This window comes from Bradyrhizobium sp. CB82, assembly GCF_029714405.1.
In the GTDB taxonomy this organism is placed as follows: Bacteria; Pseudomonadota; Alphaproteobacteria; order Rhizobiales; family Xanthobacteraceae; genus Bradyrhizobium.
In genome coordinates this window covers 3,844,797-3,870,470 of record NZ_CP121650.1, presented here as the reverse complement: position 1 = coordinate 3,870,470, position 25,674 = coordinate 3,844,797, and the positions used below count along the sequence as shown (strand labels likewise).

At 63.1% G+C, this 25,674-nt stretch carries 19 protein-coding genes and 1 pseudogene; 4 read left to right on the top strand and 16 right to left on the bottom strand.

The genetic code is table 11. The annotated features are described in order from the left end of the window. Positions 1 to 56: 56 nt before the first annotated feature. From QA640_RS18560 to QA640_RS18480, 16 genes and pseudogenes are all read right to left on the bottom strand, one after another. Positions 57 to 1,433 (bottom strand): sigma-54 dependent transcriptional regulator, encoded by a 1,377-nt coding sequence (locus tag QA640_RS18560; protein WP_283042020.1) that lies wholly within the window; start codon positions 1,431 to 1,433, stop codon positions 57 to 59. Then, the gene (locus QA640_RS18555) at positions 1,423 to 3,249 is read right to left on the bottom strand and encodes an ATP-binding protein (RefSeq protein ID WP_283042019.1); all 1,827 of its coding nucleotides are present in this window, start codon (positions 3,247 to 3,249) and stop codon (positions 1,423 to 1,425) included. Before QA640_RS18555 ends, QA640_RS18560 begins: the two co-directional genes overlap by 11 nt. Continuing rightward, positions 3,246 to 3,599, bottom strand: coding sequence for a cytochrome d ubiquinol oxidase subunit II (locus QA640_RS18550; RefSeq protein WP_283042018.1), 354 nt, complete (start codon positions 3,597 to 3,599; stop codon positions 3,246 to 3,248). Before QA640_RS18550 ends, QA640_RS18555 begins: the two co-directional genes overlap by 4 nt. Positions 3,600 to 3,757: 158 nt before the next feature. Next, complete coding sequence (locus QA640_RS18545; RefSeq protein WP_283042017.1) at positions 3,758 to 5,080, bottom strand: NAD(P)/FAD-dependent oxidoreductase; 1,323 nt, start codon at positions 5,078 to 5,080, stop codon at positions 3,758 to 3,760. A gap of 48 nt (positions 5,081 to 5,128) precedes the next feature. Beyond that, on the bottom strand, positions 5,129 to 7,405 hold the full coding sequence (locus QA640_RS18540; RefSeq protein ID WP_283042016.1) for an NADP-dependent malic enzyme: 2,277 nt from the start codon (positions 7,403 to 7,405) through the stop codon (positions 5,129 to 5,131). A gap of 76 nt (positions 7,406 to 7,481) precedes the next feature. Continuing rightward, positions 7,482 to 7,822: pseudogene (locus tag QA640_RS18535) on the bottom strand (SDR family oxidoreductase). Between the two features lie 205 nt (positions 7,823 to 8,027). Next, a complete protein-coding gene (locus tag QA640_RS18525; RefSeq protein WP_283042014.1) occupies positions 8,028 to 9,347 on the bottom strand; it encodes a dicarboxylate/amino acid:cation symporter in 1,320 nt (439 codons plus the stop codon). A gap of 46 nt (positions 9,348 to 9,393) precedes the next feature. Continuing rightward, complete coding sequence (gene lpdA, locus QA640_RS18520; RefSeq protein WP_283042013.1) at positions 9,394 to 11,145, bottom strand: dihydrolipoyl dehydrogenase; 1,752 nt, start codon at positions 11,143 to 11,145, stop codon at positions 9,394 to 9,396. Positions 11,146 to 11,163: 18 nt separating this feature from the next. Further along, the gene (locus QA640_RS18515; RefSeq protein ID WP_283042012.1) at positions 11,164 to 12,726 is read right to left on the bottom strand and encodes a dihydrolipoyllysine-residue acetyltransferase; all 1,563 of its coding nucleotides are present in this window, start codon (positions 12,724 to 12,726) and stop codon (positions 11,164 to 11,166) included. A 23-nt stretch (positions 12,727 to 12,749) separates the two neighbouring features. Beyond that, the gene (aceE, locus tag QA640_RS18510; protein ID WP_349253731.1) at positions 12,750 to 15,437 is read right to left on the bottom strand and encodes a pyruvate dehydrogenase (acetyl-transferring), homodimeric type; all 2,688 of its coding nucleotides are present in this window, start codon (positions 15,435 to 15,437) and stop codon (positions 12,750 to 12,752) included. Between the two features lie 491 nt (positions 15,438 to 15,928). After that, the gene (locus QA640_RS18505; protein WP_283042009.1) at positions 15,929 to 16,507 is read right to left on the bottom strand and encodes a histidine phosphatase family protein; all 579 of its coding nucleotides are present in this window, start codon (positions 16,505 to 16,507) and stop codon (positions 15,929 to 15,931) included. A 3-nt stretch (positions 16,508 to 16,510) separates the two neighbouring features. After that, positions 16,511 to 17,602, bottom strand: coding sequence for a sn-glycerol-3-phosphate ABC transporter ATP-binding protein UgpC (gene ugpC, locus QA640_RS18500; protein ID WP_283042007.1), 1,092 nt, complete (start codon positions 17,600 to 17,602; stop codon positions 16,511 to 16,513). A 9-nt stretch (positions 17,603 to 17,611) separates the two neighbouring features. After that, positions 17,612 to 18,445 (bottom strand): carbohydrate ABC transporter permease, encoded by an 834-nt coding sequence (locus QA640_RS18495; RefSeq protein ID WP_283042005.1) that lies wholly within the window; start codon positions 18,443 to 18,445, stop codon positions 17,612 to 17,614. Between the two features lie 9 nt (positions 18,446 to 18,454). After that, on the bottom strand, positions 18,455 to 19,372 hold the full coding sequence (locus QA640_RS18490) for a sugar ABC transporter permease (protein WP_283042824.1): 918 nt from the start codon (positions 19,370 to 19,372) through the stop codon (positions 18,455 to 18,457). Positions 19,373 to 19,549: 177 nt separating this feature from the next. After that, complete coding sequence (locus QA640_RS18485; protein WP_283042004.1) at positions 19,550 to 20,812, bottom strand: ABC transporter substrate-binding protein; 1,263 nt, start codon at positions 20,810 to 20,812, stop codon at positions 19,550 to 19,552. A gap of 1 nt (position 20,813) precedes the next feature. After that, a complete protein-coding gene (locus QA640_RS18480) occupies positions 20,814 to 21,740 on the bottom strand; it encodes an N-acetylmuramic acid 6-phosphate etherase (RefSeq protein ID WP_283042002.1) in 927 nt (308 codons plus the stop codon). Between the two features lie 111 nt (positions 21,741 to 21,851). Between QA640_RS18480 and QA640_RS18475 the strand changes: the two genes are divergently transcribed. The 4 genes from QA640_RS18475 to nagA are packed head-to-tail and all read left to right on the top strand — an operon-like array spanning position 21,852 to position 25,637. Further along, positions 21,852 to 22,730: a BadF/BadG/BcrA/BcrD ATPase family protein gene (locus QA640_RS18475; protein WP_283042001.1), complete on the top strand. Its 879-nt coding sequence runs from the start codon at positions 21,852 to 21,854 to the stop codon at positions 22,728 to 22,730. After that, positions 22,721 to 23,476, top strand: coding sequence for a GntR family transcriptional regulator (locus tag QA640_RS18470; protein WP_283041999.1), 756 nt, complete (start codon positions 22,721 to 22,723; stop codon positions 23,474 to 23,476). The genes QA640_RS18475 and QA640_RS18470 overlap by 10 nt, the downstream gene beginning before the upstream one ends. Beyond that, entirely contained in the window at positions 23,473 to 24,498 is a 1,026-nt protein-coding gene (locus tag QA640_RS18465) for an SIS domain-containing protein (RefSeq protein ID WP_283041997.1), read from the top strand. The genes QA640_RS18470 and QA640_RS18465 overlap by 4 nt, the downstream gene beginning before the upstream one ends. After that, positions 24,498 to 25,637 carry an N-acetylglucosamine-6-phosphate deacetylase gene (gene nagA / locus QA640_RS18460; RefSeq protein ID WP_283041996.1) on the top strand — a complete coding sequence of 380 codons (1,140 nt, stop codon included), beginning with the start codon at positions 24,498 to 24,500 and terminating at the stop codon, positions 25,635 to 25,637. Before QA640_RS18465 ends, nagA begins: the two co-directional genes overlap by 1 nt. Positions 25,638 to 25,674 lie beyond the last annotated feature (37 nt).

Here is a 25,674-nt window from a genome sequence, read left to right as displayed (position 1 = left end):
CCTTCGCGGTCATCGCGTAACATCAAAGGATGCCGTGCCGGCTCCCTCTCCGATCGTCATGATCCCGCGCGGACAATCGAGCCTTCCCTGATCCCGTCAACGTTCACCGAGAGACGCTTGATCTTGTCGTACAAGGTTTGCTTCGGAAGCCCCAAAAGCGCGGCGGTTCCCTGGACGTCGCCCTGCCTGCGGCGCAATGCGTCCTCGATGATCGATCGCTCGATGTTTTCGAGTTGGCGAGGCAATGACACGTCCGAGCTTCCGAGGCCTGATTTGTTGATCATCTTGCCATCGAGAACCCCAAGCACGAAGCGGTCCGCGACGTTGCGAAGCTCCCGCACATTTCCCGGCCACGAATAAGCCAGGAGGGCGGACGTCGTCTGATCATCGAGGATCGGGGCATCGCGCTCGAACCGTCTGGCAGCTTCCAGCGCGAAATGCTCGAACAGCAGCGGAATATCTTCGCGCCGCTCGCGCAGTGGCGGCAGCTCGATGAAGGCGACGCCGAGACGATAGTAGAGATCCGCGCGAAATACTCGCTTCTCGCTCAACTCCAACAGGTTCGTCTTGCTCGCCGCCACGACGCGGCAGTCCACCGAGATCGGCTTGTTCGAGCCGACGCGCTCGATCGACCGATCCTGAAGCGACCTCAGCAACTTCACCTGCACGCTGAGCGGCATGCTCTCGATTTCGTCAAGGAAAAGCGTTCCTCCATTCGCATATTCGATCTTGCCTATGCGCTGACGCGTGGCACCTGTGAATGCGCCGATCTCGTGCCCGAACAATTCGCTTTCGACCAGCGATTCCGGAAGCCCGCCACAGTTCACCGGGACATAATTGCCGCGGCGCCGTCCGCTGTGATTGTGAAGGCAGCGCGCGACGACGTCCTTGCCGGTGCCGGTTTCGCCGTAGATCGTCACATCGACATTCGTTGCGGCCAATGTGGATACGAGCCTGCGCACCTCCTGGATCTGCGGCGATCGGCCGAGCAGACTCGCCTCGATGCCCTGGCGATCCGCCAAGGCCGATCGCAACGAGCGTACCTCCAGTGTCAGCCGTCTCTTCTCGACCGCTCTGCGCACCACGGAAACGAGTTGCTCCGACGAGCATGGCTTCTCGATGAAGTCGTAGGCACCATTTCGCATCGCCTGAACGGCCATCGAAATATCGCCATGCCCGGTAATCAGGATCACCGGCAAATCCTGATCCAGCCGGCGCAGATCAGTCAGCCAATCAAGACCGCTTTTGCCGCGCAGGCGTACGTCGCAGACGACAATAAACGGCTTGTCGGATCGGACCGTCGCATCAGCCGCTTCGACGGATGCGAAACCGGAGACGGCAAAGCCGGCAAGTTCCAGCGCCTGAGCGCCGCCGATCCGGACATCGTCGTCGTCTTCGACATAGATCACGCCAATCGATTGGTCATCGCTCATGCGAAGCCCCTGCTGTGTCAGCCAGTGGAAGGAGCACGACAAATTCGGCGCCACGTGGCACGAGATTTCGTGCATGCAGTTCGCCACCAAAGGAGCGCGCAATGTGATTAGACAGCATCAGGCCAAGACCGAGGCCTTTGCCGGCAGGCTTGGTCGTCACGAAGGGCTCGAACATGCGCTGGAGGACGTCGGGTGCAATTGGGGGACCGCTATTGCTGATGGCGATGCGGGCACGGGCAGTCTGCCCCTCCTCTCTGCTCGCCCGGATCGAGATCGATTTTGGTTCGACCCCTTCAAGGGCATCCAGCGCATTTGCCAGGATGTTGCAGAGGAGCTGTTCGAGCCGGATCTGATCAGCGAGGACGCGGAGACCCGCCTCGACGTCCATTGAGACTTCGGCTCCGCTTTCCTTGACACGTGCAGCGACGATCTTGAGCGATTCGGTCAGCGCATGCGCGACTGAGACCGCATCAAGTGGGCTATTCGACTTGTAAGCGAAGACCCGAAGCTGACTGGTCAGGCGGCCGAGCCTGCGCACCAGTTCACCAATTCGGATGAGATTCCCGCGGGCATCGCCAATCGCGCCGCGATCGACGAGCAGGATCGCGTTGTCGGCAGCGGTCTGCAGAGCCGCCAGGGGCTGGTTCAACTCATGGACGATGCCGGCCGACATCTGGCCGAGAGCAGCAAGCTTGCCGGCATGAACGAGATCGTCCTGCGCCGCGCGCAGTTCAGCGGTTCGCTCCTGTACCCTGATCTCGAGTGTGTCGTTCGCCGCCTGCAACGCGACCTGGCTGGCGAGCCGCTGCCTGATTTCCCTCCTGCGCTGTTCGAGCAGACCAAATGCCAGCAATGCCACGATACCGGCGAGCCCCGAGAAGCTCCCGATGGCGAGGGCCGTCTGTCTCATCGGCCTCTCGTCCCCGAGAAGCAGGAGCCTCCACTGGTTTCCGTTCAACCAGCGTTCGTCGATGCTGTAAGTCGAGCCGTCCTCAGCCGAAACACGCCCGCCTCCCTCCAGATACGTCCAGCCGAGCGGCTTGAGCTCAGAAATTCCGTAGGGCTTCGAGCGGGAGATGTTCTCGAGAACTTCAGGCGACAATGGCACAATCGGACGAAAGCGCCATTCATCGCGCGAGGCGAGGATCGTGACCTGACGTCCATCGACCAGGGCAATGTCGCTTGCCCTATCGCGCCATTCGCGCTCAAGCGACTCGAGATTGACCTTGACGACGGCGACGCCCTTCGTCAGGCCGCCTTCCTTGAGAGCATAGGAAAGATAGTAGCCGGCCCGCGCGCTCGTAATACCGACACCGAAGAACGCACCGCGGCCAGTCGCAAGAGCTTCGCTCATATACGGCCGATACGAGAGGTTCCTGCCAACCGGCGTACCCGGCTGATCGAAATCGGCAGCAGCCAGTGCCTCGCCGGTGACAGCCAGGACGTAGAGGTTGTCCGCTCCCGCAAGCAGGTTGATCGATTTCAAGTACATGCTGACCGCGTGCTGCAGTGCGGCATCAGCGGGGTCGCCGAGCAAGCGAAAAACATCAGGCGATGTCTCCAGCAGCGACGGCAGGTACTCAAATCGAGAGAGGTAGCCATCCAGCCGTGCCGCCTCGACGGCCAGCCGTTGCTGCGCTACGGCGTGCAGATCGCCCAGTCCCCGATAGAACGCACCGGCATATCCAAGCCACGAAGCGGCCATGACCAGCACGATTGCCATCGCGCCGCGAACAAGCCAGCGCGGCGAATGGGGAGCCGCCGAGCCGACTTGGGGACTCCCCTTGATGTTCACCAGGGATGGCAGGTCCGTCATCTCATGAACCAAACAAATCCGAGGCGTGTCGGCCGTCCCCTCACGCATAATGCAACTCTATGGTCTTGCCCCGGAATACGCGATAGGAAAATCACCGACAGGATCAAACCGGGCGCCTTGGGGAAGACAACCAGAAGAAGGCCGACACCAAGAGCAAGCCAGGCTTCATTCGCATCCCCCAACGGACCTATTGACGCAACCATGGTGTCGCGCTCCACGGGCGTTGCCCTATGCATCAGCATGCCGACCCCAAGGTCGTATCCCTCGCTCACGACGCAGACGAGCAGCGATATTCCCATCGACCCGATGAAAACGAGCGGCAGCACTTCATCGAAGGACATCGAGATCATGCGTATTCTCCCCTGCCCTGATACTGCTGCGGGTCGTTCGCCAGGTTTGCGGCGAACTGCACGCGCGCAAGGACCACAGCGTCCATCAGCATCCCTCCCCGTACGTTACCGTCGTCAAGCAGTTGCGCAACGGAAGGGCTCCCTGCCGTTGCACGCGATCAATGAAGCTTCACGTGCGGCTCCGTACGCCGCGTAATCAGGCGGGCAAGCGTGTCGAGCGCGACCTTCACCGGTCCGTGCAGCGCGTATTCGTGCATCTTGTAGAGGGACAGGTACATCATCCGAGCGAAGATGCCCTCGAAGACGAGGTTTCCACCGACGAGCGCTCCCATCATCGATCCGACCGTGCTGAACTCGCCGAGCGACACCAGGGAACCGAAGTCCCGGTAGCGGTACGGTTTGAGCGTCTCGCCTTGCAGAAATCGGGGAATTTGCGAATAGAGGTGAGAGGCCTGCTGATGAGCCGCCTGTGCGCGCGGCGGGACGTTGCCGTGCTCGCCCCAGAAGCAGGCCGAGCAGTCGCCTATCGCGAAAATGTTGTCGTCACGGGTCGTTTGCAGCGTCGGACGCACGACCAGCTGGTTGATGCGGTTGGTCTCAAGGCCAGCGATATCGTTCAGGACGTCGGGCGCCTTGACACCGGCGGCCCAGACAATCAGCTCGGCGGGGATCGTCCGGCCGTCCGCCAGGCTGACGTGGTCCGCCCCGACCTCCGAGACCTTGGCGCCGACCAGCACGTCGACGCCCAGCTTGACCAGGAGCTTTTCAGTCTCCCTCGAAACTCGCTCGGGCAGCGCCGGCAGAACCCGTGCGGCAGCCTCGATCAGCGTAATCCTGATGTCCTTCTGGGGATCGACCTGGTCGAGCCCGTAGGCCACCACTTCACGCGTCGTCCTGTGGAGCTCAGCAGCAAGCTCAACGCCGGTGGCGCCGGCCCCGATGATCGCGACCTTCAACTGGTGAGCGCCCAAGGGCGAGGATTGAGCATGCGCGCGGATGCACGCATTCACCATGCGTTCGTGGAACCGCTTCGCATCGGCCTGCGACTCGAGCTTGATCGCATGGTCGAGGACACCGGGCGTTCCAAAGTCGTTGTTCTGGCTCCCGATGGAGACCACAAGCACGTCGTAATCGAATGCCCGCTTGGGCGTGACCTCCCGGCCTTCGGCATCGACGTAAGGCGCCACCTGCACCTGGCGCCGCTCCCGATCGATCCCGATCATGTCCCCGATGCGGTAGCGGAAGCCGTGCCAGTAGGACTGCGCGAGATAGTCGACCTCGTGAGCAGCGATATCCATGCTCCCGGCTGCAATCTCATGCAGCTTCGGCTTCCACACATGTGTGCGGTTTCGATCTATCAGGGTGGCGTCGAGCTTCCCTCTCCGTCCATACTTGTCGCCAAGTCGGGTCGCGAGCTCCAATCCTCCGGCTCCGCCTCCGACGATCACGACCCGGGGTTTGCCCGGCTGAGGATTACTCATGGTGGCCTCGACCGATCAGGTTCACAGCTTGCCAACCGCCTTTGTAGATCAAGCTCTGTCTGAAACCGTATCCGCAATGGCGACGGCAGCCATGTTCACGATGCGGCGTACCGTTGATGATGGCGTGAGAATGTGGGCCGGCTTGGCGGCGCCAAGCAAAATGCCGCCTACGGTCAGTCCCTGGCCCGCAGCCATCCGCAGCAGATTGTAGGAGATGTTGGCGGCATCGAGATTCGGCATCACAAGGACATTTGCCGGCCCCTCGAACCCGGAGTCGGGAAACTCGTGGTCGAGTACGGACTGCGACAGCGCAGCGTCGCCGCGCATCTCGCCCTCCACGATCAGATCAGGCGAGCGTTCACGAATGATCGCCCGCGCCGTCCGCATCTTCTGGGCCTCGGGAAACGCCGAGCTGCCAAAGCTTGAATGCGACAGCAGCGCCACCCTCGGCGTGATGCCAAATCGCCTGACTTCCGCCGCCGCCAGCAGGGCGATCTCGGCGACCTGCTCGGCGGTCGGATTGAGATTGCAGTGCGTATCGCAGATGAAAAGCTGATGCTGCTGGAGAATGAGCATCTGCATGACGGCAAGCGCCCGCACGTCGGCCCGGGTCCCGATCACGTTGCGGATGGCCGCCAGGTGGTCCGCCGTCCTTCCGATGACACCGCACAGCATCGCCTCGCCCACGCCCCGCTCGAGCAGGAGCGAGGCAAGCACCGTTGCGTTGCTTCGTGCCTCCGACAGCGCCAGCGCTGCCGATACGCCGTCCCGCTTCCTGCGCGCATGATAGATGTCCGCGCAGGCGGAATAGACCGCTGCATCATGCGGATCAATGATCTCGGAGTCGCTGCCGGGCCTCAGTCGAAGACCGAAGGCCTTGATCTGCGCCTCGATCGTTGCGGGTCGACCGAGGAGCAGCGGCCTGGCGATCCTTTCGTCGGCAATGACCTGAGCGGCCCGGAGCACGCGCTCATCCTCGCCCTCCGCCAGAATGAGCGACTTGCCGCTTCCCTTCGCCACCGTGAAGACCGGCTGCATCGCGTTGCCGGAGTGATAAACGAACCGGCTCAGCTTCTGACGATAGGCTTCCATGTCGGCGATCGGACGCCTGGCAACGCCTGTTTCGGCCGCGGCCTTGGCCACCGCCGGCGCGATCATCTCGATGAGGCGCGGATCGAACGGCTTGGGAATGAGATAGTCGCGACCAAAACGAAGCCCCTCGCCCTTGTAGGCGGCAGCAACCACCTCGGGCACCTCCGCCATCGCCAGATCGGCGAGCGCGCGGACCGTCGCAAGCTTCATCTCCTCATTGATTGTTGTCGCTCCGCAGTCGAGCGCGCCGCGGAAGATGAACGGAAAGCACAGGACATTGTTGATCTGGTTGGGGTAGTCGGAGCGTCCGGTGCCGATGATCGCATCGGGGCGGACCGCCAGTGCATCTTCCGGCATGATTTCGGGGATCGGATTGGCCATGGCGAAGATCAAGGGATCGCGCGCCATCTTCCTGACCATGTCCGAGGTGAGCACCTTGCCGGCCGACAAGCCGAGAAAAATGTCCGCGTCCTGAATAATCTCGTCGAGCTTTCGCGCATCCGTCTTGACGGCATAGCGCGTCTTGTTGTCGTCCATGCTCTCGGTACGACCGGCGTAGACCACGCCCTTCGCATCGGTCACGATGATGCGGTCGCGTCGTAGTCCCAGACTGACGATGAGATCGAGGCACGCGAGCGCCGCCGCCCCTGCACCGGAGCAGACGAGCTTGACCTCCGAAATCTCCTTCTTGACCAGCTTCAGCCCATTGAGGATCGCCGCGGCCGCGATGATCGCGGTGCCATGCTGATCGTCATGGAAGACCGGGATCTTCATGCGCTCACGGAGCTTCCGTTCGATGTAGAAACATTCCGGCGCCTTGATGTCCTCCAGATTGATGCCGCCGAAGGTCGGCTCCATTCTGGCGATCGTCTCGATCAGGGCGTCGGGATTCTCCTCGGCGAGTTCGATGTCGAACACGTCGATCCCGGCAAACTTCTTGAACAGGCACGCCTTGCCTTCCATGACCGGCTTGCCGGCCAGCGCACCGATGTTGCCAAGACCGAGCACGGCGGTGCCGTTGGTGACGACGGCGACGAGGTTGCTGCGCGCTGTGAGATCATCCGCCTGCGAGGGATCTTTCGCGATGACGAGACAAGGTTCCGCGACGCCAGGCGAATATGCCAGCGCGAGATCGCGCTGCGTGGCCATGGCCGTCGTCGGCACGATGGAAATCTTTCCCGGCCGCGGCAGGCGGTGATATTCGAGTGCGGCTTCCCTCAGATCCTGGTCCATCGTGATCCCCGACTTGATTCCCTCGTTCGAGAGGCCGGCCCAACCGGCGGCCCCTCTCCTCCTCTGCGCCCTTGGCTCAGATCATGTTTTGGCCGCCGTTCGCGGAAATCGTCGCCCCCGTAATGAAACCTGCATCGTCGGATGCAAGGAACGAGACCACCCGCGCGATCTCATGCGGCTCGCCCAGACGGCCGACCGGGATCTGCGGCAGGATGTTCTTGGCGACGATCTCCGGTTTGATCGCCTTCACCATGTCGGTGGCGATATAACCGGGACAGATCGCGTTGACGGTGATGCCCGCCCGCGCCCGTTGCCGGCATAGCTCGCCGCGACCTTATAGCCGGCCGCTTTGAGCGCGATCGAGATCGCCTCTCCGATGCCGCGCGTTCCTCCGGTCACCACTGCAACCCTCGACATAGATTCCTCCTGATCTTGATCGGTTTGTCTTGCGGCTCCCGGAGAGCCATCGTCTTTCGCGGACCGCTTGGTGCCTTCCGCTTGATGCTCCGTAGGAACGACCGGAAACCGGCGTCCGCGCTGCGGAGACAATAACCACGTCCGTCGTGAATCAACTCCCTTTTTTCCGATTTGAACGAACAACAGTCCGCAACGCACACCGTGTTCAGAGGCTTTGCGGCTCGCTCACGGCCATTTCGAAGTCCGCGGGATCGACGTCCCGATCGAGCGCCACGCGCAGCTTCTCGCGGTCAAGCTCACCTTCCCACCACGCGACCACGACGCATGCCACGCCGTTGCCGCAGAGGTTCGTCAAGGCTCGGCATTCGCTCATGAACTTGTCGATACCGAGCACGATCGCCATGCCAGGCAGCAGTTCCGGCCGGACCGCAGCGAGCGTACCTGCGAGCGTGATGAAACCCGCGCCGGTGATTCCCGAGGCTCCTTTCGATGTCAGCATGGCAACGATCAGAATCGTCATCTGTTCGCCGAAGCTCAGATCGACGTTCATCGCCTGGGCAATGAAGAGAGTCGCCAGCGTCATGTAGATGTTGGTGCCATCCAGGTTGAACGAGTAACCTGTCGGGACGACCAGCCCGACCACCGACTTGGAGCAACCGAGGATCTCGAGCTTCTCCATCAGTTGCGGAAGCGCGCTCTCCGAGGACGACGTACCGAGCACGATCAGCAGCTCGTCCTTGATGTATTTGAGAAACTTGAAGATCGAGAAACCGGCAATACGGGCGATCAGGCCGAGCCCGACGACCACGAACAGCAGCGACGTCAGGTAGAAAGTCCCGATCAGCCCCGCGAGATTTCCGAGCGCCTGAGGTCCGTAGCGGCCGATCGTGAACGCCATTGCACCAAAGGCACCAATCGGCGCGACCTTCACGACGATCGCAATGACACCGAACATCGCGTGAGCGACATCGTCGATGAATGCGCGGATGTGAGCCCGCTCGCCGAGGCCCATCAACGCGAAGCCGAACAAGATGGCAAATAGCAGAACCTGGAGAATTTCACCTTGCGCGAATGCCCCGACGACCGTGTCGGGGATGATGTGCAGGACGAAATCGACCGACTTCATTTCGCTCGCCTGCTTGGCATAACCGGCGACCGCCGCAGCATTCGATTGGCCCTGGAATCCTGCGCCCGGCCGCAGCACGTTGGCGACGATCAGGCCCAGCGCCAGGGCAAGGGTCGAAACCACCTCGAAATAGACGAGCGATTTGACCGCCACGCGGCCGACCTTCTTCACCTCCGAGATGTGGGCAATTCCGGAAACCACCGTGCAGAAGATGATCGGCGCAATCGCCATCTTGATGAGCTTGACGAAGCCGTCGCCCATCGCCTTGATCCAGTCGTTCTTCGCAAGCTCTGGCCAGAGCCAGCCGACGATGACGCCAAGCACGATTGCCACGAGCACCTGCACATAGAGAATCCGGTAAAACGGTTTCTTCTGCGGCGCGGTCGTCGTTGCAGGCATATGTCTTCTCCCTGGTCTCGCTTTGACGGCGTGGCGGCAAGCGATGCTATTTCTTCTTCTGCGGCGGCAGATCGGTGCAATGCCCCTCAAAAACCTCAGCCGCCATGCCGATGGACTCGCCGAGGGTCGGGTGCGGGTGAATGGTCTTGCCGATATCTGCCGGCTCGCACCCCATCTCGATCGCCAGGCATATCTCGCTGATGAGATCGCCTGCGTGCGTCCCGACGATCCCGCCGCCGATCACGCGATGGGTGGATGCATCGAACAGCAGCTTGGTGAACCCCTCGTCGCGACCATTGGCGATTGCGCGGCCGGAGGCCGCCCAGGGAAAGACCGCCTTGCCGACCTTGATGCCCTCGGCCCTGCACTCATCTTCGGTCTTGCCGGCCCAGGCGACCTCGGGATCGGTGTAGGCAACGGACGGAATCTGCCGCGCGTCGAAGTAGGATTTTTCGCCATGGGCGACCTCCGCCGCGACATGGCCTTCATGAACGGCCTTGTGCGCAAGCATCGGCTGCCCCACGACATCGCCGATCGCGAAGATGTGCGCCACATTGGTGCGCATCTGCTTGTCGACCTCGATGAAACCGCGCTCGGTCACGGTTACGCCGGCCTTGTCGGCGCCGATCTTCTTGCCATTCGGGCTTCTGCCGACCGCCACCAGAACGAGGTCATAGACCTGCGGCTCCGCAGGCGCCTGTTCGCATTCGAACTTCACCTCGATCCCGGCTTCGGTCGCCTTGGCGCCCACCGTTTTGGTCTTCAACATGACCTTGTCGAAACGGCGTGCGTTCATCTTGTCCCAGACCTTGACCAGGTCACGGTCAGCTCCCTGCATCAGGCCGTCGAGCATTTCGACGACGTCGATGCGGGTGCCGAGCGTTGAATAGACAGTCGCCATTTCAAGCCCGATGATACCGCCGCCAATCACCAACATGCGTTTGGGGATCGACTTGAGCTGAAGCGCCCCGGTCGAATCGACGATGCGGGGATCCTCAGGCAGGAACGGCAGTTTCACGGCCTGGCTGCCTGCGGCAATGATTGCCTTGGCGAACCTGATCGTTTTCTTGGCGCCGGCCCCGACGACGTCGAGATGATGCGGGTCGACGAAGGTGCCGACGCCCGTCACGACCTCGACCTTGCGGGCCTTCGCCATGCCGGCGAGGCCGCCGGTCAGCTTCTTGATGACGCCATCCTTGAAGCCGCGCAACTTGCCGAGGTCGATCTGCGGTGAACCGAAGGAGATTCCATGATCGGGGAGATGCTTGACCTCATCGATCACCGAAGCCGTATGCAGCAGCGCCTTGCTCGGAATGCAGCCGACATTGAGACAGACACCGCCGAGCGTGTCGTAACGCTCGACCAGCACGGTCTTCATGCCGAGATCTGCGGCACGGAAAGCCGCCGAGTAGCCGCCGGGACCGGCGCCCAGCACCAGCATGTCGCATTCGATATCCGCCTTGCCGGAATAGGAGGCTGCAAAAGGCGCAGCCGGCGGCGGGCTGGCGGTCGCCGCCGGCTGCGATGCTGGCGCGGGCTTCGGCGCGGCCGCCGCACTCTCTGCCTCTAGCACCAGGATCATCGAACCTTCGCTCACCTTGTCGCCGGTCTTGACCTTCACGTCCTTGACGACGCCGGCATGCGAGGACGGAATCTCCATCGACGCCTTGTCGGACTCGACCATGATGAGGCTGGTGTCGACAGCGACGGTCTCGCCCGCCTTCACCAAGACCTCGATCACCGCAACGTCCTTGAAGTCGCCGATATCCGGGACTTTCACTTCGATCTGCTGAGCCATGCTGCCTCTCCCCCGGTCTCAGAACAGCACGCGCCGTAAATCGGCGAGCACGTTGGCGAAGTAGACGTTGAAGCGCGCCGCCGCCGCGCCGTCGATGACGCGATGATCCCAGGACAACGACAGCGGCAGGGTCAGACGGGAGGTCCAGGTCTTGCCGTCAGCCGAATGCTGCTTCCAGTAGCCCTTGCACACGCCCATGATCGCCACTTCCGGTGCGTTGATGATCGGCGTGAAGTAGTGGCCGCCGATTCCCCCGAGCGAGGAGATCGAGAAAGTCCCACCCTGCATCTGGTCGGGCTTGATCTTGCCCTCGCGCGCGAGCTTGGCGAGGTCATTCATCTCCTTGGCGATATCCGGCACCGACTTCTTGTCGGCGTCGCGGATCACCGGCACCATCAAGCCGTTCGGCGTGTCCGCGGCAAAACCAATGTGCCAGTAATTCTTGTAGACCAGCGTGTCGCCGTCGAGGCTTGCATTGAACTCCGGAAACTTCTGCAGTGTCGCGACAGCAGCCTTCACCATGAATGGCAGGAGCGAGAGCTTCACGCCGCTCTTCTCAAGCTCCTTGTTCATCTTCACCCGGAATTGTTCGAGGTCGGTGATATCGGCCTCGTCGTGGGTCGTGACGTGCGGGATGACGACCCAGTTGCGGTGCAGGTTGGCCGCCGAAATCTTCTTGATGCGTCCAAGCTCCTTGCGCTCGACGGGCCCGAACTTCGCGAAATCCACCTTGGGCCAGGGCAGAAGATCGATCCCGCCGACGCCGCCTCCGCTTGCGGCCGCGGCCTGTGGCTTGGCGGGCGCGGCTCCGACTTTCGCGAAAGCCTCGAGGTCTTCGCGCAGGATCCGGCCGTGATTGCCGGAGCCTTTCACCTTGCCGAGGTCGACGCCGAGCTCGCGCGCGAGCTTGCGCACTGCCGGACCCGCATAGGCGAGCGCGAAAGCCTTTTCGTCGACTGCGCCGGCTTGTGCCGCCGGAGCAGCTGCGGCTACGGGCGATGTAGGAGCCGGTGACGGCGAGCCGGCGGCGGCAGGCGCACCGCTGGTCGCAAGGACGAGGATAACGGAGCCCTCGCTCACCTTGTCGCCGGTCCTGACCTTGATCTCGCGGACCGTGCCCGCAAGCGGTGCCGGCACCTCCATCGTCGCCTTGTCCGACTCGAGCGCGATCAGAGGATCCTCTGCCTTCACGCTATCGCCCGGTTTGACGAAGATCTCGATGACCGGAACGTCCTTGAAGTCGCCGATATCGGGCACCCGCACCTCGGCGACGCCAACCGGCGCGCTGACGGGCGACGGCGGGGCGCTGACGACCGGCCGAGTGTCGCCCTGTTCCGCGCCGGCGCCATCGAACTGTACGATCACCGCACCTTCGCTCACCTTGTCTCCGACCTTCACGACCACCGATTTCACCACGCCGTTACGCGGCGACGGCACCTCCATGGTCGCCTTGTCGGACTCCAGCGAGATCAGCGGATCCTCCGCCTTGACCTTGTCGCCCGGTTTGACGAAGACCTCGATCACCGGGACGTCCTTGAAGTCGCCGATATCGGGAACCTTGATGTCGATCACTCCGCTCATTGTTCTGCCTCGGCTCCGCTGCGTCACACGGTCCAGGGCGCAGAGCGCCCAGCGTCGATTTGATATTTGGCGATAGCCTCGGCCACGACCGCCGGCTTGATGGCTCCATCGTCGGCGAGTGCCTTGAGCGCAGCGACGGCGACGTAATGCCGGTCGACCTCGAAGAACTTACGAAGCTTCACGCGGTAGTCGCTACGACCGAAGCCGTCCGTGCCGAGCACGACGTAGCGGCGCCCGGCCGCCTGGACGTATTCCCGGATCTGATCCGGGTAGTTGCGCATGTAATCCGTGGAGGCCACGACCGGCCCGGGATGTCCTTCCAGCTGCGCCTCCACCCAGCTCTTGCGCCGCGGCTCGGTCGGATGCAGCAGATTCCAGCGCTCCGCGGCCATGCCGTCGCGACGCAACTCGTTGAAGCTCGTCGCGCTCCACACATCGGCGGTCACGCCGAAATCGGCCTTGAGCAGATCGGCGGCCGCCATCACCTCGCGCAGGATCGTGCCGGAGCCGACAAGCTGGACGCGAAGCTCCTTCTTCGCCGTCTCGCCTCCGCCGTTCAGCAGATAGAGTCCCTTGAGTATTCCCTCCTCCGCGCCCTTGCCTGCGTCGGCGAGCGCGGGATGCGGGTAATTCTCGTTCATCAGGGTGATGTAGTAGTAGACGTCCTCCTGCGCCTCGTACATCCGGCGCATGCCTTCGCGCACGATCGTCACGACCTCATAGGCAAAGGTCGGATCGTAGGACACGCAGTTCGGAATGGTGCCGGCAAGAATGTGGCTATGCCCGTCCTCGTGTTGCAACCCTTCGCCATTCAGCGTGGTGCGGCCGGCGGTGCCGCCGAGAAGGAACCCCCTCGCACGCATGTCCCCTGCGAGCCAGGCGAGATCGCCGACGCGCTGAAGACCGAACATCGAGTAGTAGATATAGAATGGAATCATAGGCACGTTGTTCGTGCTGTAGGAGGTCGCCGCGACGATCCAGCTCGACATGGCACCGCCTTCGTTGATGCCCTCCTGGAAGACCTGCCCGCTCTTGTCCTCGCGGTAGTACATGAGCTGATCGGCGTCCTGCGGACGGTAGAGCTGACCAACCGAAGAGTAGATGCCGAGCTGGCGGAACATGCCTTCCATGCCGAAGGTTCGGGACTCGTCCGGCACGATCGGCACGATATGCTTGCCAATCGCTTTGTCGCGCACGAGTGCGCCGAGCATCTGCACGAAGGCCATCGTGGTCGAAATTTCGCGGTCGCCCGTGCTTTCGAGCAGCCGCTGGAAGGCCGAGAGCGGTGGAATTTGCAGGGATACGGACTTGCGTCTGCGCTGCGGCAGGCAGCCGCCGAGCTTCTCACGCTGCGCCCGGAAGTATTTCATCTCCGGGCTGTCTTCCGGCAGGCGGAGGAAGGGGACTTTCGCCAGGTCCTCGTCGGCGACCGGCACCTGGAAGCGATCGCGGAAGCCGCGCAGAGCGTCCTGCGTCATCTTCTTGGCCTGGTGCGCGATCATCTGGCCTTCGCCCGACTCACCCATGCCGAAGCCTTTGACGGTCTTGGGCAGGATGACCGTGGGCTGACCCTTGTGATTGACCGCGGCGGCGTAGGCCGCAAAAACCTTCTCCGGATCGTGACCACCGCGAGCCAGCTTCCAGATATCGTCGTCGCTCATGTCGGCGACGAGTTGCTTCAGCTCATCGTACCTGCCAAAGAAATGCTCGCGGATGTAGGCACCGCTCTTGCTCTTGAAGTCCTGGTACTCGCCATCGACGCACTCCTCCATGCGCTTGAGCAGCAAGCCGCTTTTATCTTTCTCCAGCAGGCGATCCCATCCCGATCCCCACAGCACCTTGATGACGTTCCAGCCTGCTCCGCGGAAGACACTCTCGAGCTCCTGAACGATCTTGCCGTTGCCACGAACAGGCCCGTCGAGTCGCTGAAGGTTGCAGTTGATGACGAAGATGAGATTGTCGAGCTTCTCGCGACCGGCGAGCGAGATCGCGCCGAGCGATTCCGGCTCGTCCGTCTCGCCGTCGCCCATGAAGGCCCAGACCTTGCGGTTCGATGTCTCGGCCAAATTGCGATTCTGGAGATACTTCAGGAATCGCGCCTGATAGATCGCAATCAGGGGCCCCAATCCCATCGACACTGTGGGGAATTGCCAGAAGTCGGGCATGAGCCAGGGATGCGGATAGCTCGACAGGCCCTTGCCAGCGGCCTCCTGCCTGAAGCTGAGAAGCTGTTCCTCGCTCAGCCGCCCCTCGAGGAAGGCGCGCGCGTAGATGCCGGGCGAACTGTGCCCTTGGACGAGAATCAGATCGCCCCCGTGCGTCTCCGTCGGCGCATGCCAGAAATGACCGAAGCCGATGTCGTAGAGCGTCGCGGCCGACTGGAAGCTTGCAATGTGACCGCCGAGCTCCGAGCTCTCCTTGTTGGCACGGAGCACGATCGCAAGGGCATTCCACCGGATGATCGAGCGCAGCTTGTGCTCGATCGCGCGATCGCCCGGCAATGCCGGCTGCTGACTCAGAGGAATTGTGTTGCAATAGGGTGTCGTCAGCGTCTGCTGAATGCCGAGCCCACCCTTGCGGGCGGCATCAATCATCGTATTGACGACGAACTCGGCTCGCTCGTTGCCACGATGGCCCTGTATTGCTGACAGCGCATCCAACCACTCCTGGGTTTCCTGCGGATCCAGGTCGTGCGCGTCTGCAACTGTCATCATGTCCTCCATTGCGTGCTAAACCGGCATCAAGCGTCGACGCGCGCCCGCCCCCTGCGCTCCGGCTTCCGGCGGCGCGCGATGCTAGGCAGGCGGCATCGCCTGTCGCTCTAGGTGATGATTTGAATACGGGCTGGCATCTGAGCGTTCCCCTCGCCTTGCTTGGTCTGGAGCTCGTGCTCCTTTTGCCGACGACCCAAGCAGCATCCGTGCCAGCCCTTAAAAGGCTGAGCCATTCGTCGCATCCTATTCATTTTGCGAGGTTCCCCGCAAGCCCTTCGGCCTGACCAGGGACGATCTGCCCGAAGCTCCGGAAAACGACCCGGAGACCTCATCCGAAATATCGGACCGTCTTGCCAACAGTTCCCAAGACGACCGATATCGACCGCCGGTCTCGTGCTCCGATTGGACTACGATGCGAAGCCGCTCGCGGTCTACTCGGCAGACGACCGCTCGCAATTTGAGATCTGACCCACATGCCTCGGGCAAGATCAGAGGTCTTCGAGGCGACGCCAAGAATGTTGCACGCGGCGATCGTCTCTGCTGAACGCAAAATAGTAACCGCCGCTGCCGGGCTGATCATGTCTACGATCAATCGCAACGCCCGAATAATGGCAATACAGCAGAGTGCCGACGCCACCGTGGCCGACAAAGAGCACATCGCCCGGTTTATTCCGAGCCAGGACGTGTTCGACCTCGCGGACGATACGCGACTGGGCGTCAACCGCCCGCTCCCAGCCCCGAACGCTGATTTGGGGCTCGGCAAAAAACCGATCGGCCACCGCCTGAAACTCGTCCGGCATCAGGAAGCCGGTTGCGGACCGGTCATTCTCATGCATCGCCTCCCGCACCTCTACCTCGAGGTTCAGCTTCGTGGCGATGATCTCGGCTGTCTCGATCGCCTTCCGCTCGCCACTGGAGATGATCTGCGTGGTGCGCGCGAGCTGCCGCGTGCTCGCGACTGCCTCCGTGCGAGCCCTCCCGATCTCACTCAGCCCCCATGATGGGACGGCGATCGCCGGATCAATGTTCACCTGAGGATGGGTGAGATAGCGCACGAGGCTCGTCATGAGCTAAGCATCGTGCCGCGTCGAGACCCGCAGGCCCGCGGCGTCGAAGACGTGTACGTCCTGGGCTGCGGCAAAGAACGTAACTCGTTCGCCCGGCATCGGGGTCCGCCTGCCGCGCACCTCGGCAACGAACAGCCTGTCATCGGCGCGGCGCACATAGGCGAAGGAGGCTTCGCCGAGCCGTTCGACCAGTTCGACGACGCCTTCCACGGCGAAGGGACCGTCTTCCCCTCGGCCAAGATGCTCCGGACGGACACCGACCGTCAGCGTGTCGCCCACCTTCAATGAGGTCGTCGGCACATCGAAGCTGCGAAAGCCGGGTCCGGCCACCCGTACACATCCGCCCTCGATACTGCCAACTTTGGCCTCGAAAAGATTCATCGCGGGCGAGCCGATGAAGCCGGCGACGAACAGGTTGGCCGGCGCATAGTAGAGATCGAGCGGTCTGCCGACCTGCTCGATGCAGCCCTTGTTCATCACGACGATCCGGTCGGCGAGCGTCATCGCCTCGACCTGGTCGTGCGTGACATAGACGATCGTCGATTTCAGCAGCCTGTGCAAATTCGCGATCTCGACGCGTGTCGAGACGCGCAAGGCCGCATCGAGATTGGAGAGCGGCTCGTCGAACAGGAAAACAGCGGGCTCGCGCACGATCGCGCGGCCGATCGCAACACGCTGGCGCTGGCCGCCGGAAAGATCGCGCGGATAGCGCTCGAGCAGCTCGTCGAGCCGCAGCATGCGGGCCGCCTCCGTGACGCGCCGCTCGCGTTCGGCCGGAGGCACGCCGGTAAACTTCAACCCAAAGGTCATATTCTTGCGCACATTCATGTGCGGATAGAGCGCGTAGGACTGGAACACCATCGCGATGCCGCGCTCGGCAGGCGCGAGCGTGTTGACAAGCTTGCCAGCGATATGGATGTCGCCGCCCGATGCGCCGTCGAGCCCGGCAATCATACGCAGAAGCGTCGACTTGCCACAGCCTGAAGGGCCGACGAGAACGACGAATTCACCGTCCTGGATGTTCAGGTTGACGTCGTTGAGCACTGTCGTCGCGCCATAGCGCTTGTTGAGGTGCTCGATGCGCAGATTGGCCATTCTGACAACCTATTTGACCGCGCCGGAGGTGAGGCCTGCGATGAGTTGGCGCGAGAGGATCACGTAGATGACCACGACCGGCAGGATCGCCATCGACAGCGCGGCGAGCACGGAATTCCAGTCGGTGATGTACTGGCCAAGAAACTGCTGAACGCCGAGCGTGACCGTATGCGTCGAGTCGCTCGACGTCAGGATCAGCGGAAACCAGAGGTCGTTCCAGATCGGCACTATGGTGAACACAGCGACGGTCGCGATCGCCGGCCGCAGCAGTGGTGCGACCACTTCGAAGAAGATACGGGTTTCCGGCACGCCGTCGCAGCGAGCAGCGTCGCGCAGGTCCTTGGGGATCTGCTGGATGAACTCGCTCAATATGAAGATCGACATCGGCAGGCCCTGCGCGACGTAGACGAGGATCAGGGCCGTCAGCGTGTCGTTGAGGCCAGCAGACCGCATCATGTTGAGGATCGCAACGGAGCCAAGCCGGATCGGCACCATGATGCCGATCGACAGAAACAGTGCGAGCGCCGTCGAACCGCGAAAGCGGTACTCGGTCAGCGCCCAGGCCGCCATCGCACCAAACAGCAGCACGAGCGCCATGCTGACGAGGGTCACGATCAGCGAATTCGAATAGTAGGTCAGGATATGGGAGGAGCGGAACACCTTCTCATAGCCGACGAGACTGAAGGTTGTGGCGTCCGGCGGAGCGAGCGGGCTACCGAAGATGGCGTTGCGCACCTTGAACGAATTCATCACGACCAGCAGGATCGGACCGACCGCCAGCAGGCTGTAGGCGATCAGGACGAGATGGACGCCGAGGCTCCTTGCGCGCTGCTCCGCCGTCATGCCGCCTCCTCAGAAAGCGTAACGGCGGATGCGCCGCTGGACGAGGAAGAGATAGAGGCAGAGGCCGACGAGGATGATGAAGAACATCACGGTCGCGACCGCGGAACCCATCGTCGGATTGCCGAGCTGGAGCTGATTGCCGAAGAAGGTGCGATAGAAGAAAGTGCCGAGAATGTCGGTCGCGAAATTCGGCCCCGCAAGCGCGCCCTTGACCGAATAGATCAGATCGAAAGCGTTGAAGTTGGCAACGAAGGTCAAGACCGATACCAGGCTGATCGTCGGCAGGACGAGCGGAAGCTTGATGTGGAAGAAGATGCGGAAATGTCCGAGCCCGTCGACGCGAGCCGCGTCGATCAACTCTTCGGGGATGTTGAGCAGCGCGGCATAGATGAGCATCATCGGGATGCCGACGAATTGCCAGACGGAGATGAGGGACAGGGTTACGAGCGCGCTCGATTCAAGGCCGAGCCAGGGAGCGAATAGTGAGCCCAGCCCCACGGCCTTCAAGGCGCCGGCAGCTACGCCCCAGAGGGGGGAAAGGATCAGATTCCAGGAGAAACCGACGATGACAACCGAAAGCATCGTCGGCAGAAACATGACGGTGCGATAAAAGCCCTTGAGCCTCAGGCCCGGCAGGCTCAGCAATCCTGCGAGCGCGATGCCGATCGGATTCTGCACGCACATGTGCACGGCGAAGAATATCAGATTGTTGCTGAAGGCATTCCAGAACGGCTTTGACCACAGCGCGTCGCCGAGCAGCGTTTCGAAGTTGGCGAGCCCGACGAAAGACCGGGCCCCAGACGGATCGCTCGTGTAGGTGGAGAGCGCCATCGTCGCGACGAGCGGATAGATCGAGAACAGGGTGTAGATCGCGACCGCCGGCCCGAGAAAGAATAGCAGAAGGCCCGCGAGTTTTGCGCGAGGCATCTGGGCGGTGATGTTCGAGACCGATTCGGGCATGACGGGAAAGAGATTGAACCTACCGTGCGTTATCGTCCCTATCCGCGTTCGAGGCTCGCGCCATGTGTTAGCGGAGTGTGCAGCAACTATCGAATAGGACAAGGAAGGTCCCTCTCCCCGCTTTCGCGGGGAGAGGGACTGGCGTCACTTAGCGGGCTTGTACCACTTGTCGAGGCCGTCCTGCAGTTGCTTGCCGGCGGCATCAGGCGTCAGCTTGCCGTTGACGACCTGCGCCGACACGTTCCAAAGCTCGTTTTCCAGATTCGGCGTACCGCGCGACAGGATCTGATACGAGTTGCGGATGGTCGACTTGCAGGTCTGTCGCCATCCAACCATCGTCGCTGCGACGTCGTCCTCGACCTTCACCGGACTCTTGGCGAGGGAGAAGAAGCCGGGAAGCGCATTGGCGTAGATCGTTGCGAATTCCGGCGTCGTCAGCCATTCCAGGAACTTCTTCGCGTCTTCCTTGTTCTTCGACGCTGCATTGACGCCCATCGCGATATCGGTGTGATCGGAGATATAACAATCCGTCGTGCCGGCCGGCTGCGGCGGCGGGAATGCACCCATGGCGAACTTCGCCTGGCCGCGGAACGTCGAGATATCCCACGAGCCAGCCGCATAGATCGCACCCTTGCCGAGCGAGAACAGGTTCTGACTGTCGGCGTAGGTCTGCGCCTGGAAGCCCGATCCCAGATATGGCGCCCAGCTTGCGATCTCCTTGAACACTGCGACGTATTGCGGGTCGGTAAGCTTCTCCTTGCCCGCAATCAGATTGGCGCGACCAGTCTCGCCCTTCCAATAGTCGGGACCGATGTTCTGGAATCCCATGGTCGCAGCCTCCCACTGGTCAGCCGTGCCCATCACCAGCGGGACATAGGTCCCGTCCTTCTTCAGCTTCTCGAGGACAGCGTGGAATTCCTCAAGCGTCTTCGGCTCGGATACGCCGACCTTGGCGAAAGCTTCCTTGTTGTAGATGAACCCGGCGATGACGGAGGCGATCGGAACACAGAAGGTGGTTTTGCCGTCGTCCGTTTGCCATGCGGCCTTTGCGACATCGGAGAAATTGTCCATGCCCTTGAGGCCGTCGACCGCGTCGAGCTGATGCTTCTGATAGAGCGCGAGCGAGGCGTCGAACGGACGGCACGTGATGAGATCGCCGGCGGTGCCGCCATCGAGCCGCGCGTTGAGCGCGGCGTTGTATTCCTTGGGCGCTGAGGGCGCGAATTCGATCTTGATGTCGGGATAATGCTTGTTGAAGGCTGGGATGATCTTCGAGTTCCAGATGTCGGCGTCGTCGTTGCGCCAACTCTCTATCTTCAGCGAGCCTGCCTGGGCCGACGCGAGCCCCGCAAGCAACGCCAACGTGGCAACCTCGGCTCCTATTGCAGCTTTGAACGTCCGTCTCATGCTACGCTCCCTTGTTCGGGCCTTCGCCCGTGATCCCGTTGACGCTTGCGCGGCGCAACGCGTCGTCTATCCGGCCTTCCGCAGCAGCGAGCCACGTGACCGCTTCGCTCATGCTGACGATCCCGCTGGCGATCAGGATCGCCGGCTTGACCTCGCCGCCGGCCTCGCGCAGCGCCGCTTCCGCTTCCGCATCACCGACGCCGGCGATTGTTGCGACGATCCCGCGCGCCCGCTCGCGCAATTTTGCATTGTCGGCCTTCAGATTGACCATCAGGCCCCGATGGATGTGGCCAAGCTCGAATCCCATCAAGGATGAGAGCATGCCGAGCGCGGCCTTTTGCGCAGCTCCGGCCGCGAGCCGTGTCGAGCCGCGCAGCGCCTCCTCCCCGCTTTCAAGCAGGATCGACGAGTCGGCACCGACGAGCAGGGGTACCCCCGGGCGATGTGCGATGCCGATCACGAAAGCGCCGCGACGGCGTGCCTCGGCGGCGGCCGCGACGGTGAAGGGCGTCGAGCCGCTCGCCGATACGGCGATCACGGCGTCGCGGGAGAGGTCACCGAGCCCGGCCATAGCCCGCTCACCGGCTGCGGCATCGTCCTCGGCGGCCCCATCGATGCGGAACGGCTCGGCGGTCCCGCCGGCCAGGACAATTGCTATGCGGCTCGGCTCAAGGCCGAACGTGCCGGGAAGCTCGGCTGCATCTTCGGCCGCCGCAAGACCGGAGGAGCCTGCACCCGCATAGACCAGACGCCCGCCTGCTCGCCAGATCGCGGCGAGGCGAAGCGCAGCGGCGCGGATGTCTCCGGAAGCAGCCGCGACCGAAGCAATCGCCTGGCGGTAGGACGCGAGCATCGCCTCCGCGAACATCGCCTCATCGATCATCAGGACACCGCCAGTGTCGCGCCACCCCTCTCCGTCGGTCCCCATGCTCGGCAGTATCGACATCGTGAATACCAGTGGTAGATACCTCTTGTATTTCTTTTAGCCACGTGACATACCACTTGTCTAGAGGCGTTAAGAAATTTTTTAGGAGGCTCCTTGGCGACGGCCCAGTTCTTCCTCGGTGTGGACGGCGGCGCGACCCGTTGCCGCGCGAGACTGCGTGATTCGTCGGGCCGCGAGCTCGGGCGCGGCGTCGGGCCGGCTTCGAACATCTATCTCGATTTCGATGAGGCCATGCGGGTCGTCCGTGAAACGATCGCGTCCGCGATCGCCGCCGGCGCGCCAAGGCAGGAGATCGCAGTCGGCCTTAGCCTTGCCGGACTTTCGGACGACAATGAAGCAGAGCGCGTCTCCGCGGCCCTGCCCGGCTTTGCCCGCATCGTCGCCGTCAATGATGCTGTCGCCGCCTGCGTCGGTGCCAATGGCCTCGGCGACGGCGGCTTGATCATCGCGGGCACGGGCTCGGCGGGCATCGCTCGCGTGGGAGCTCGAACGACCATCATCGGCGGACGCGGTTTCTGGCTCGGCGACGACGGATCTGCCGCGCGCCTCGGCGAATCGGCCTTGCGCGCGACGCTGCGTGCGATCGATGGCCTCGAGCCGATGAGCGGACTCGCGCAAGCGCTCGGGCGCCATTTCGATGACGATCCATTGCGGATGAGCCGCTGGGCAGCGGACGCGAGGCCCAGAGACTACGGCGCCTTCGCGCCCCAGATCCTGGACGTCGCCAGGTCCGGAGACACACGCGCACGCGAAATTGTCGGCGAAGCGGCCAGCGCGATAGCGGCGCTTGCGAACGCGCTGAACGCGCTTGGCGCCGAACGCATTGCGCTCGTCGGCGGCTTCGGTGAGCCCTTGCGCCCCTTTTTGCCGCCTGATGTGGCCAAGCGCCTCGCCCGGCCGCGGCGCGACGCAGTCGACGGCGCAATCCTGCTCGCTGGCGGAACGCTCGCGGAGGACGCGGCATGTCCATGACGGTCGAAACCGCGCCGGGCCAGAAGCTCTATCGTGCCGTGGTCGACGCGCTTCGGCGCGAGATCGAGACCGGACGCTTCGCGGAGACGCAATTGCTGCCGGCCGAGCGCGTATTGTGCGAGCTGCTCGACGTATCGCGCACCACGCTGCGCAAGGCGATTGCCGATCTGATCGCCGAAGGAGTGCTGTTTCACCGCCATGGCGCCGGCACCTTCATCCATCGCGCAACGCCGCGGGTCGAACAGCCCTCGTCGCGCCTGACGAGTTTCACGGAAGACATGCGACTGCGCGGATTGGAGGCGAGCTCGCGCGAGCTCGAGCGCGGCGTGTTCCTGCCGACGCCGGAAGAGGCCATGATGCTTGGCGTACGGCCGAACGAACGCGTGTTCCGGCTCGGCCGCCTGCGCCTAGCCGACGGTTCGCCCATGGCGATCGAGCGCGCCGCTGTGCCGATACGCTATCTGCCTGAACAGGATTCGGTCGGCGGCTCGCTTTACGAAGCGCTCTCCGCGAAAGGCTTCAAGCCAACCCGGGGCCTGCAGCGCTTGCGTGCGACCCTGGTCGATCATGCGGATGCGGAACTGCTCGGGGTGCCGTCCGACAGCCCGGCGCTCTATATCCAGCGCATCGCTTACCTCGCCGACGGATCCTGCGTCGAGTTCACGAAATCCTGGTACCGCGCCGACGCCTATGATTTCGTCTCCGAACTCACGCTGTCGCCGCCGGCCCGAAAGGCGCACCGATGACGACCCACATGTTTCAGGAGATCGGCGAGGCAGGCGATGCGGTTGCGCTCCAGCTCAGCCAGAATGCGGAGCGGCTCGCTGAATTCGGGACGCGTCTGCGCGCCCTCGATCCACCGCTCGTCGCGACCATCGCCCGCGGCTCGTCGGATTGCTGCGCGCTCTATCTGAAATACCTCGTCGAGATCGTTTCGGGGGTGCCATGTGCCTCCATCGGCCCCTCCATCGCGACGCTTTATCGTACGCCGATGCGCCTCGAAGGCGGCGTTTCCGTCGCGATCTCGCAATCGGGACGCAGCCCGGACATCGTCGAAATGCAGCGCGCTGCACGACGCGGCGGTGCGCTGGCCGTCGCACTCGTCAACGACGTGTCCTCACCGCTCGCGCAAGAGGCCGAAGTGCTGCTGCCCTTGTGCGCCGGCACGGAACGTTCCGTCGCCGCGACCAAATCGATGGTTGCAGGTCTCGTTGCGGGCGCGAGCCTCGTCGCGGCCTGGCGCGAGGATCGGCAGCTCGCAGGCGCCCTCACCGGCCTGCCGGACATCCTGCGCGGGCAAGCAGCGCCGCCGCCCGCGGCGATGCTCGAGAGGCTCGCAAATGCCCGCAGCGCTTTCGTACTCGGCCGCGGCGCGACGCTTGCGATCGCCGCGGAGGCAGCGCTGAAGCTCAAGGAAACCTGCGCGATTCACGCCGAGGCCTACTCCGCAGCCGAGGTCCTGCATGGGCCGGCCGAACTTGTGGCCTCGGGCTTTCCCGTCATCGCCTTCCTGCCGTCCGACGCGGCGCGAGAAGGCATGCTGCCGGCACTCACGGCGCTGGCCAGTGCCGGCGCGACGGTGATTACTATCGAAGCGGGCGGCGCTGATGAGGCGGATCATCTCGCGACGGCAAAAGTCGGGGCGACGCTGCTGGAGCCCATCGTCATGATCCACCGCTTCTACCGCCTTGCCGAGGCTCTTGCGCTCCGGCTCGGGCGCGATCCCGACCGCCCGCGCAACCTGCGCAAGGTGACGGAGACTGTTTGATGATCGTTCTGTCCGGCGCGCGGATTTTTGATGGCGAGCGTTTTCTCGACGACCACGCAGTCGTGGTCGAAGGCGGACGCATCGCGGCAATCGTCCCTCACTCCGAGAGACCTCACGGCGCCGTACACGATCTCGGCGGCGGCCTGCTCGCGCCCGGCTATATCGATGTGCAGGTCAATGGCGGCGGCGGCGTTCTGTTCAACGAGGACCCGACACCCGAAGGCATTGCCCGTATCGCCGCGGCACATCGCAAACACGGCACCGTGGGGCTGCTGCCGACGCTGGTGACCGACACGCCTGAGGTGATGAGCGCCGCGATTGCCGCAACCCGTCAGGCGCGGCACCTGACTCCGGCGGCACTCGGCATCCATCTGGAAGGGCCCTTCCTGGATCCGCATCGCAAGGGAGCACATGTGCTCCGGTACATCCGCAACCTCGCGCCCGGCGACGTCGCCACCATCGTCAACGCAAATTGCGGCGCGGTCATGCTGACGCTCGCGCCCAATCGGGTCGACGCGGAGAGCATCGCCGAACTCGCGCGGCAGGGCGTGCTCGTCTCGCTCGGCCACTCCGACGCAAGTTACGAGGAGGCGTGCGCCGCGGTCAAAGCAGGGGCGCGCGCGTTCACTCACCTGTTCAATGCAATGAGCGCGCCGGCCGGACGCACGCCGGGCATGGTCGGCGCCGCGCTCGATCTCGCCGAGGCGTTCGTTGGAATCATCGCGGACGGTCATCACGTACACGAGGCGAACCTGCGTATCGCCTTCGCCGCCAAGCGGCACGATCGCTTCATGCTGATTACGGATGCAATGCCACCAGCGGCCGGCGGGCCCGATCAGTTCGATCTACAGGGCCGCCGCGTGACTCGTGCAGACGGCTGCCTGCGGCTCGAGGATGGGACGCTCGCAGGCTCGGTTCTGACCATGGACGAAGCCGTACGTTATGCTGTCAACGTCGTGCGACTCGATCTCACCGATGCCCTCGCGATGGCGTCGCGCGTTCCCGCGACATTTCTGCGGCGCGAAACGGAACTCGGCCGCATTGCCCCCGGATATCTGGCGGGCCTCGTGCATCTCGATGACGATTTGCGCGTGCTCGAAACCTGGATCGAGGGCCGCCCGGTCGCCGACGGCTCCTGACGCACGGATCTGCCGGGCGTTGTTTCGATTGAAGGAC

Bases quoted from the DNA above. Each gene is read 5' to 3' on its own strand.
- QA640_RS18560 (WP_283042020.1), bottom strand. From the start codon at position 1,433: ATGAGCGATGACCAATCGATTGGCGTGATCTATGTCGAAGACGACGAC.
- QA640_RS18555 (WP_283042019.1), bottom strand. From the start codon at position 3,249: ATGACGGACCTGCCATCCCTGGTGAACATCAAGGGGAGTCCCCAAGTC.
- QA640_RS18550 (WP_283042018.1), bottom strand. From the start codon at position 3,599: ATGATCTCGATGTCCTTCGATGAAGTGCTGCCGCTCGTTTTCATCGGG.
- QA640_RS18545 (WP_283042017.1), bottom strand. From the start codon at position 5,080: ATGAGTAATCCTCAGCCGGGCAAACCCCGGGTCGTGATCGTCGGAGGC.
- QA640_RS18540 (WP_283042016.1), bottom strand. From the start codon at position 7,405: ATGGACCAGGATCTGAGGGAAGCCGCACTCGAATATCACCGCCTGCCG.
- QA640_RS18525 (WP_283042014.1), bottom strand. From the start codon at position 9,347: ATGCCTGCAACGACGACCGCGCCGCAGAAGAAACCGTTTTACCGGATT.
- lpdA (WP_283042013.1), bottom strand. From the start codon at position 11,145: ATGGCTCAGCAGATCGAAGTGAAAGTCCCGGATATCGGCGACTTCAAG.
- QA640_RS18515 (WP_283042012.1), bottom strand. From the start codon at position 12,726: ATGAGCGGAGTGATCGACATCAAGGTTCCCGATATCGGCGACTTCAAG.
- aceE (WP_349253731.1), bottom strand. From the start codon at position 15,437: ATGACAGTTGCAGACGCGCACGACCTGGATCCGCAGGAAACCCAGGAG.
- QA640_RS18505 (WP_283042009.1), bottom strand. From the start codon at position 16,507: ATGACGAGCCTCGTGCGCTATCTCACCCATCCTCAGGTGAACATTGAT.
- ugpC (WP_283042007.1), bottom strand. From the start codon at position 17,602: ATGGCCAATCTGCGCATCGAGCACCTCAACAAGCGCTATGGCGCGACG.
- QA640_RS18495 (WP_283042005.1), bottom strand. From the start codon at position 18,445: ATGACGGCGGAGCAGCGCGCAAGGAGCCTCGGCGTCCATCTCGTCCTG.
- QA640_RS18490 (WP_283042824.1), bottom strand. From the start codon at position 19,372: ATGCCTCGCGCAAAACTCGCGGGCCTTCTGCTATTCTTTCTCGGGCCG.
- QA640_RS18485 (WP_283042004.1), bottom strand. From the start codon at position 20,812: ATGAGACGGACGTTCAAAGCTGCAATAGGAGCCGAGGTTGCCACGTTG.
- QA640_RS18480 (WP_283042002.1), bottom strand. From the start codon at position 21,740: ATGGGGACCGACGGAGAGGGGTGGCGCGACACTGGCGGTGTCCTGATG.
- QA640_RS18470 (WP_283041999.1), top strand. From the start codon at position 22,721: ATGTCCATGACGGTCGAAACCGCGCCGGGCCAGAAGCTCTATCGTGCC.
- QA640_RS18465 (WP_283041997.1), top strand. From the start codon at position 23,473: ATGACGACCCACATGTTTCAGGAGATCGGCGAGGCAGGCGATGCGGTT.
- nagA (WP_283041996.1), top strand. From the start codon at position 24,498: ATGATCGTTCTGTCCGGCGCGCGGATTTTTGATGGCGAGCGTTTTCTC.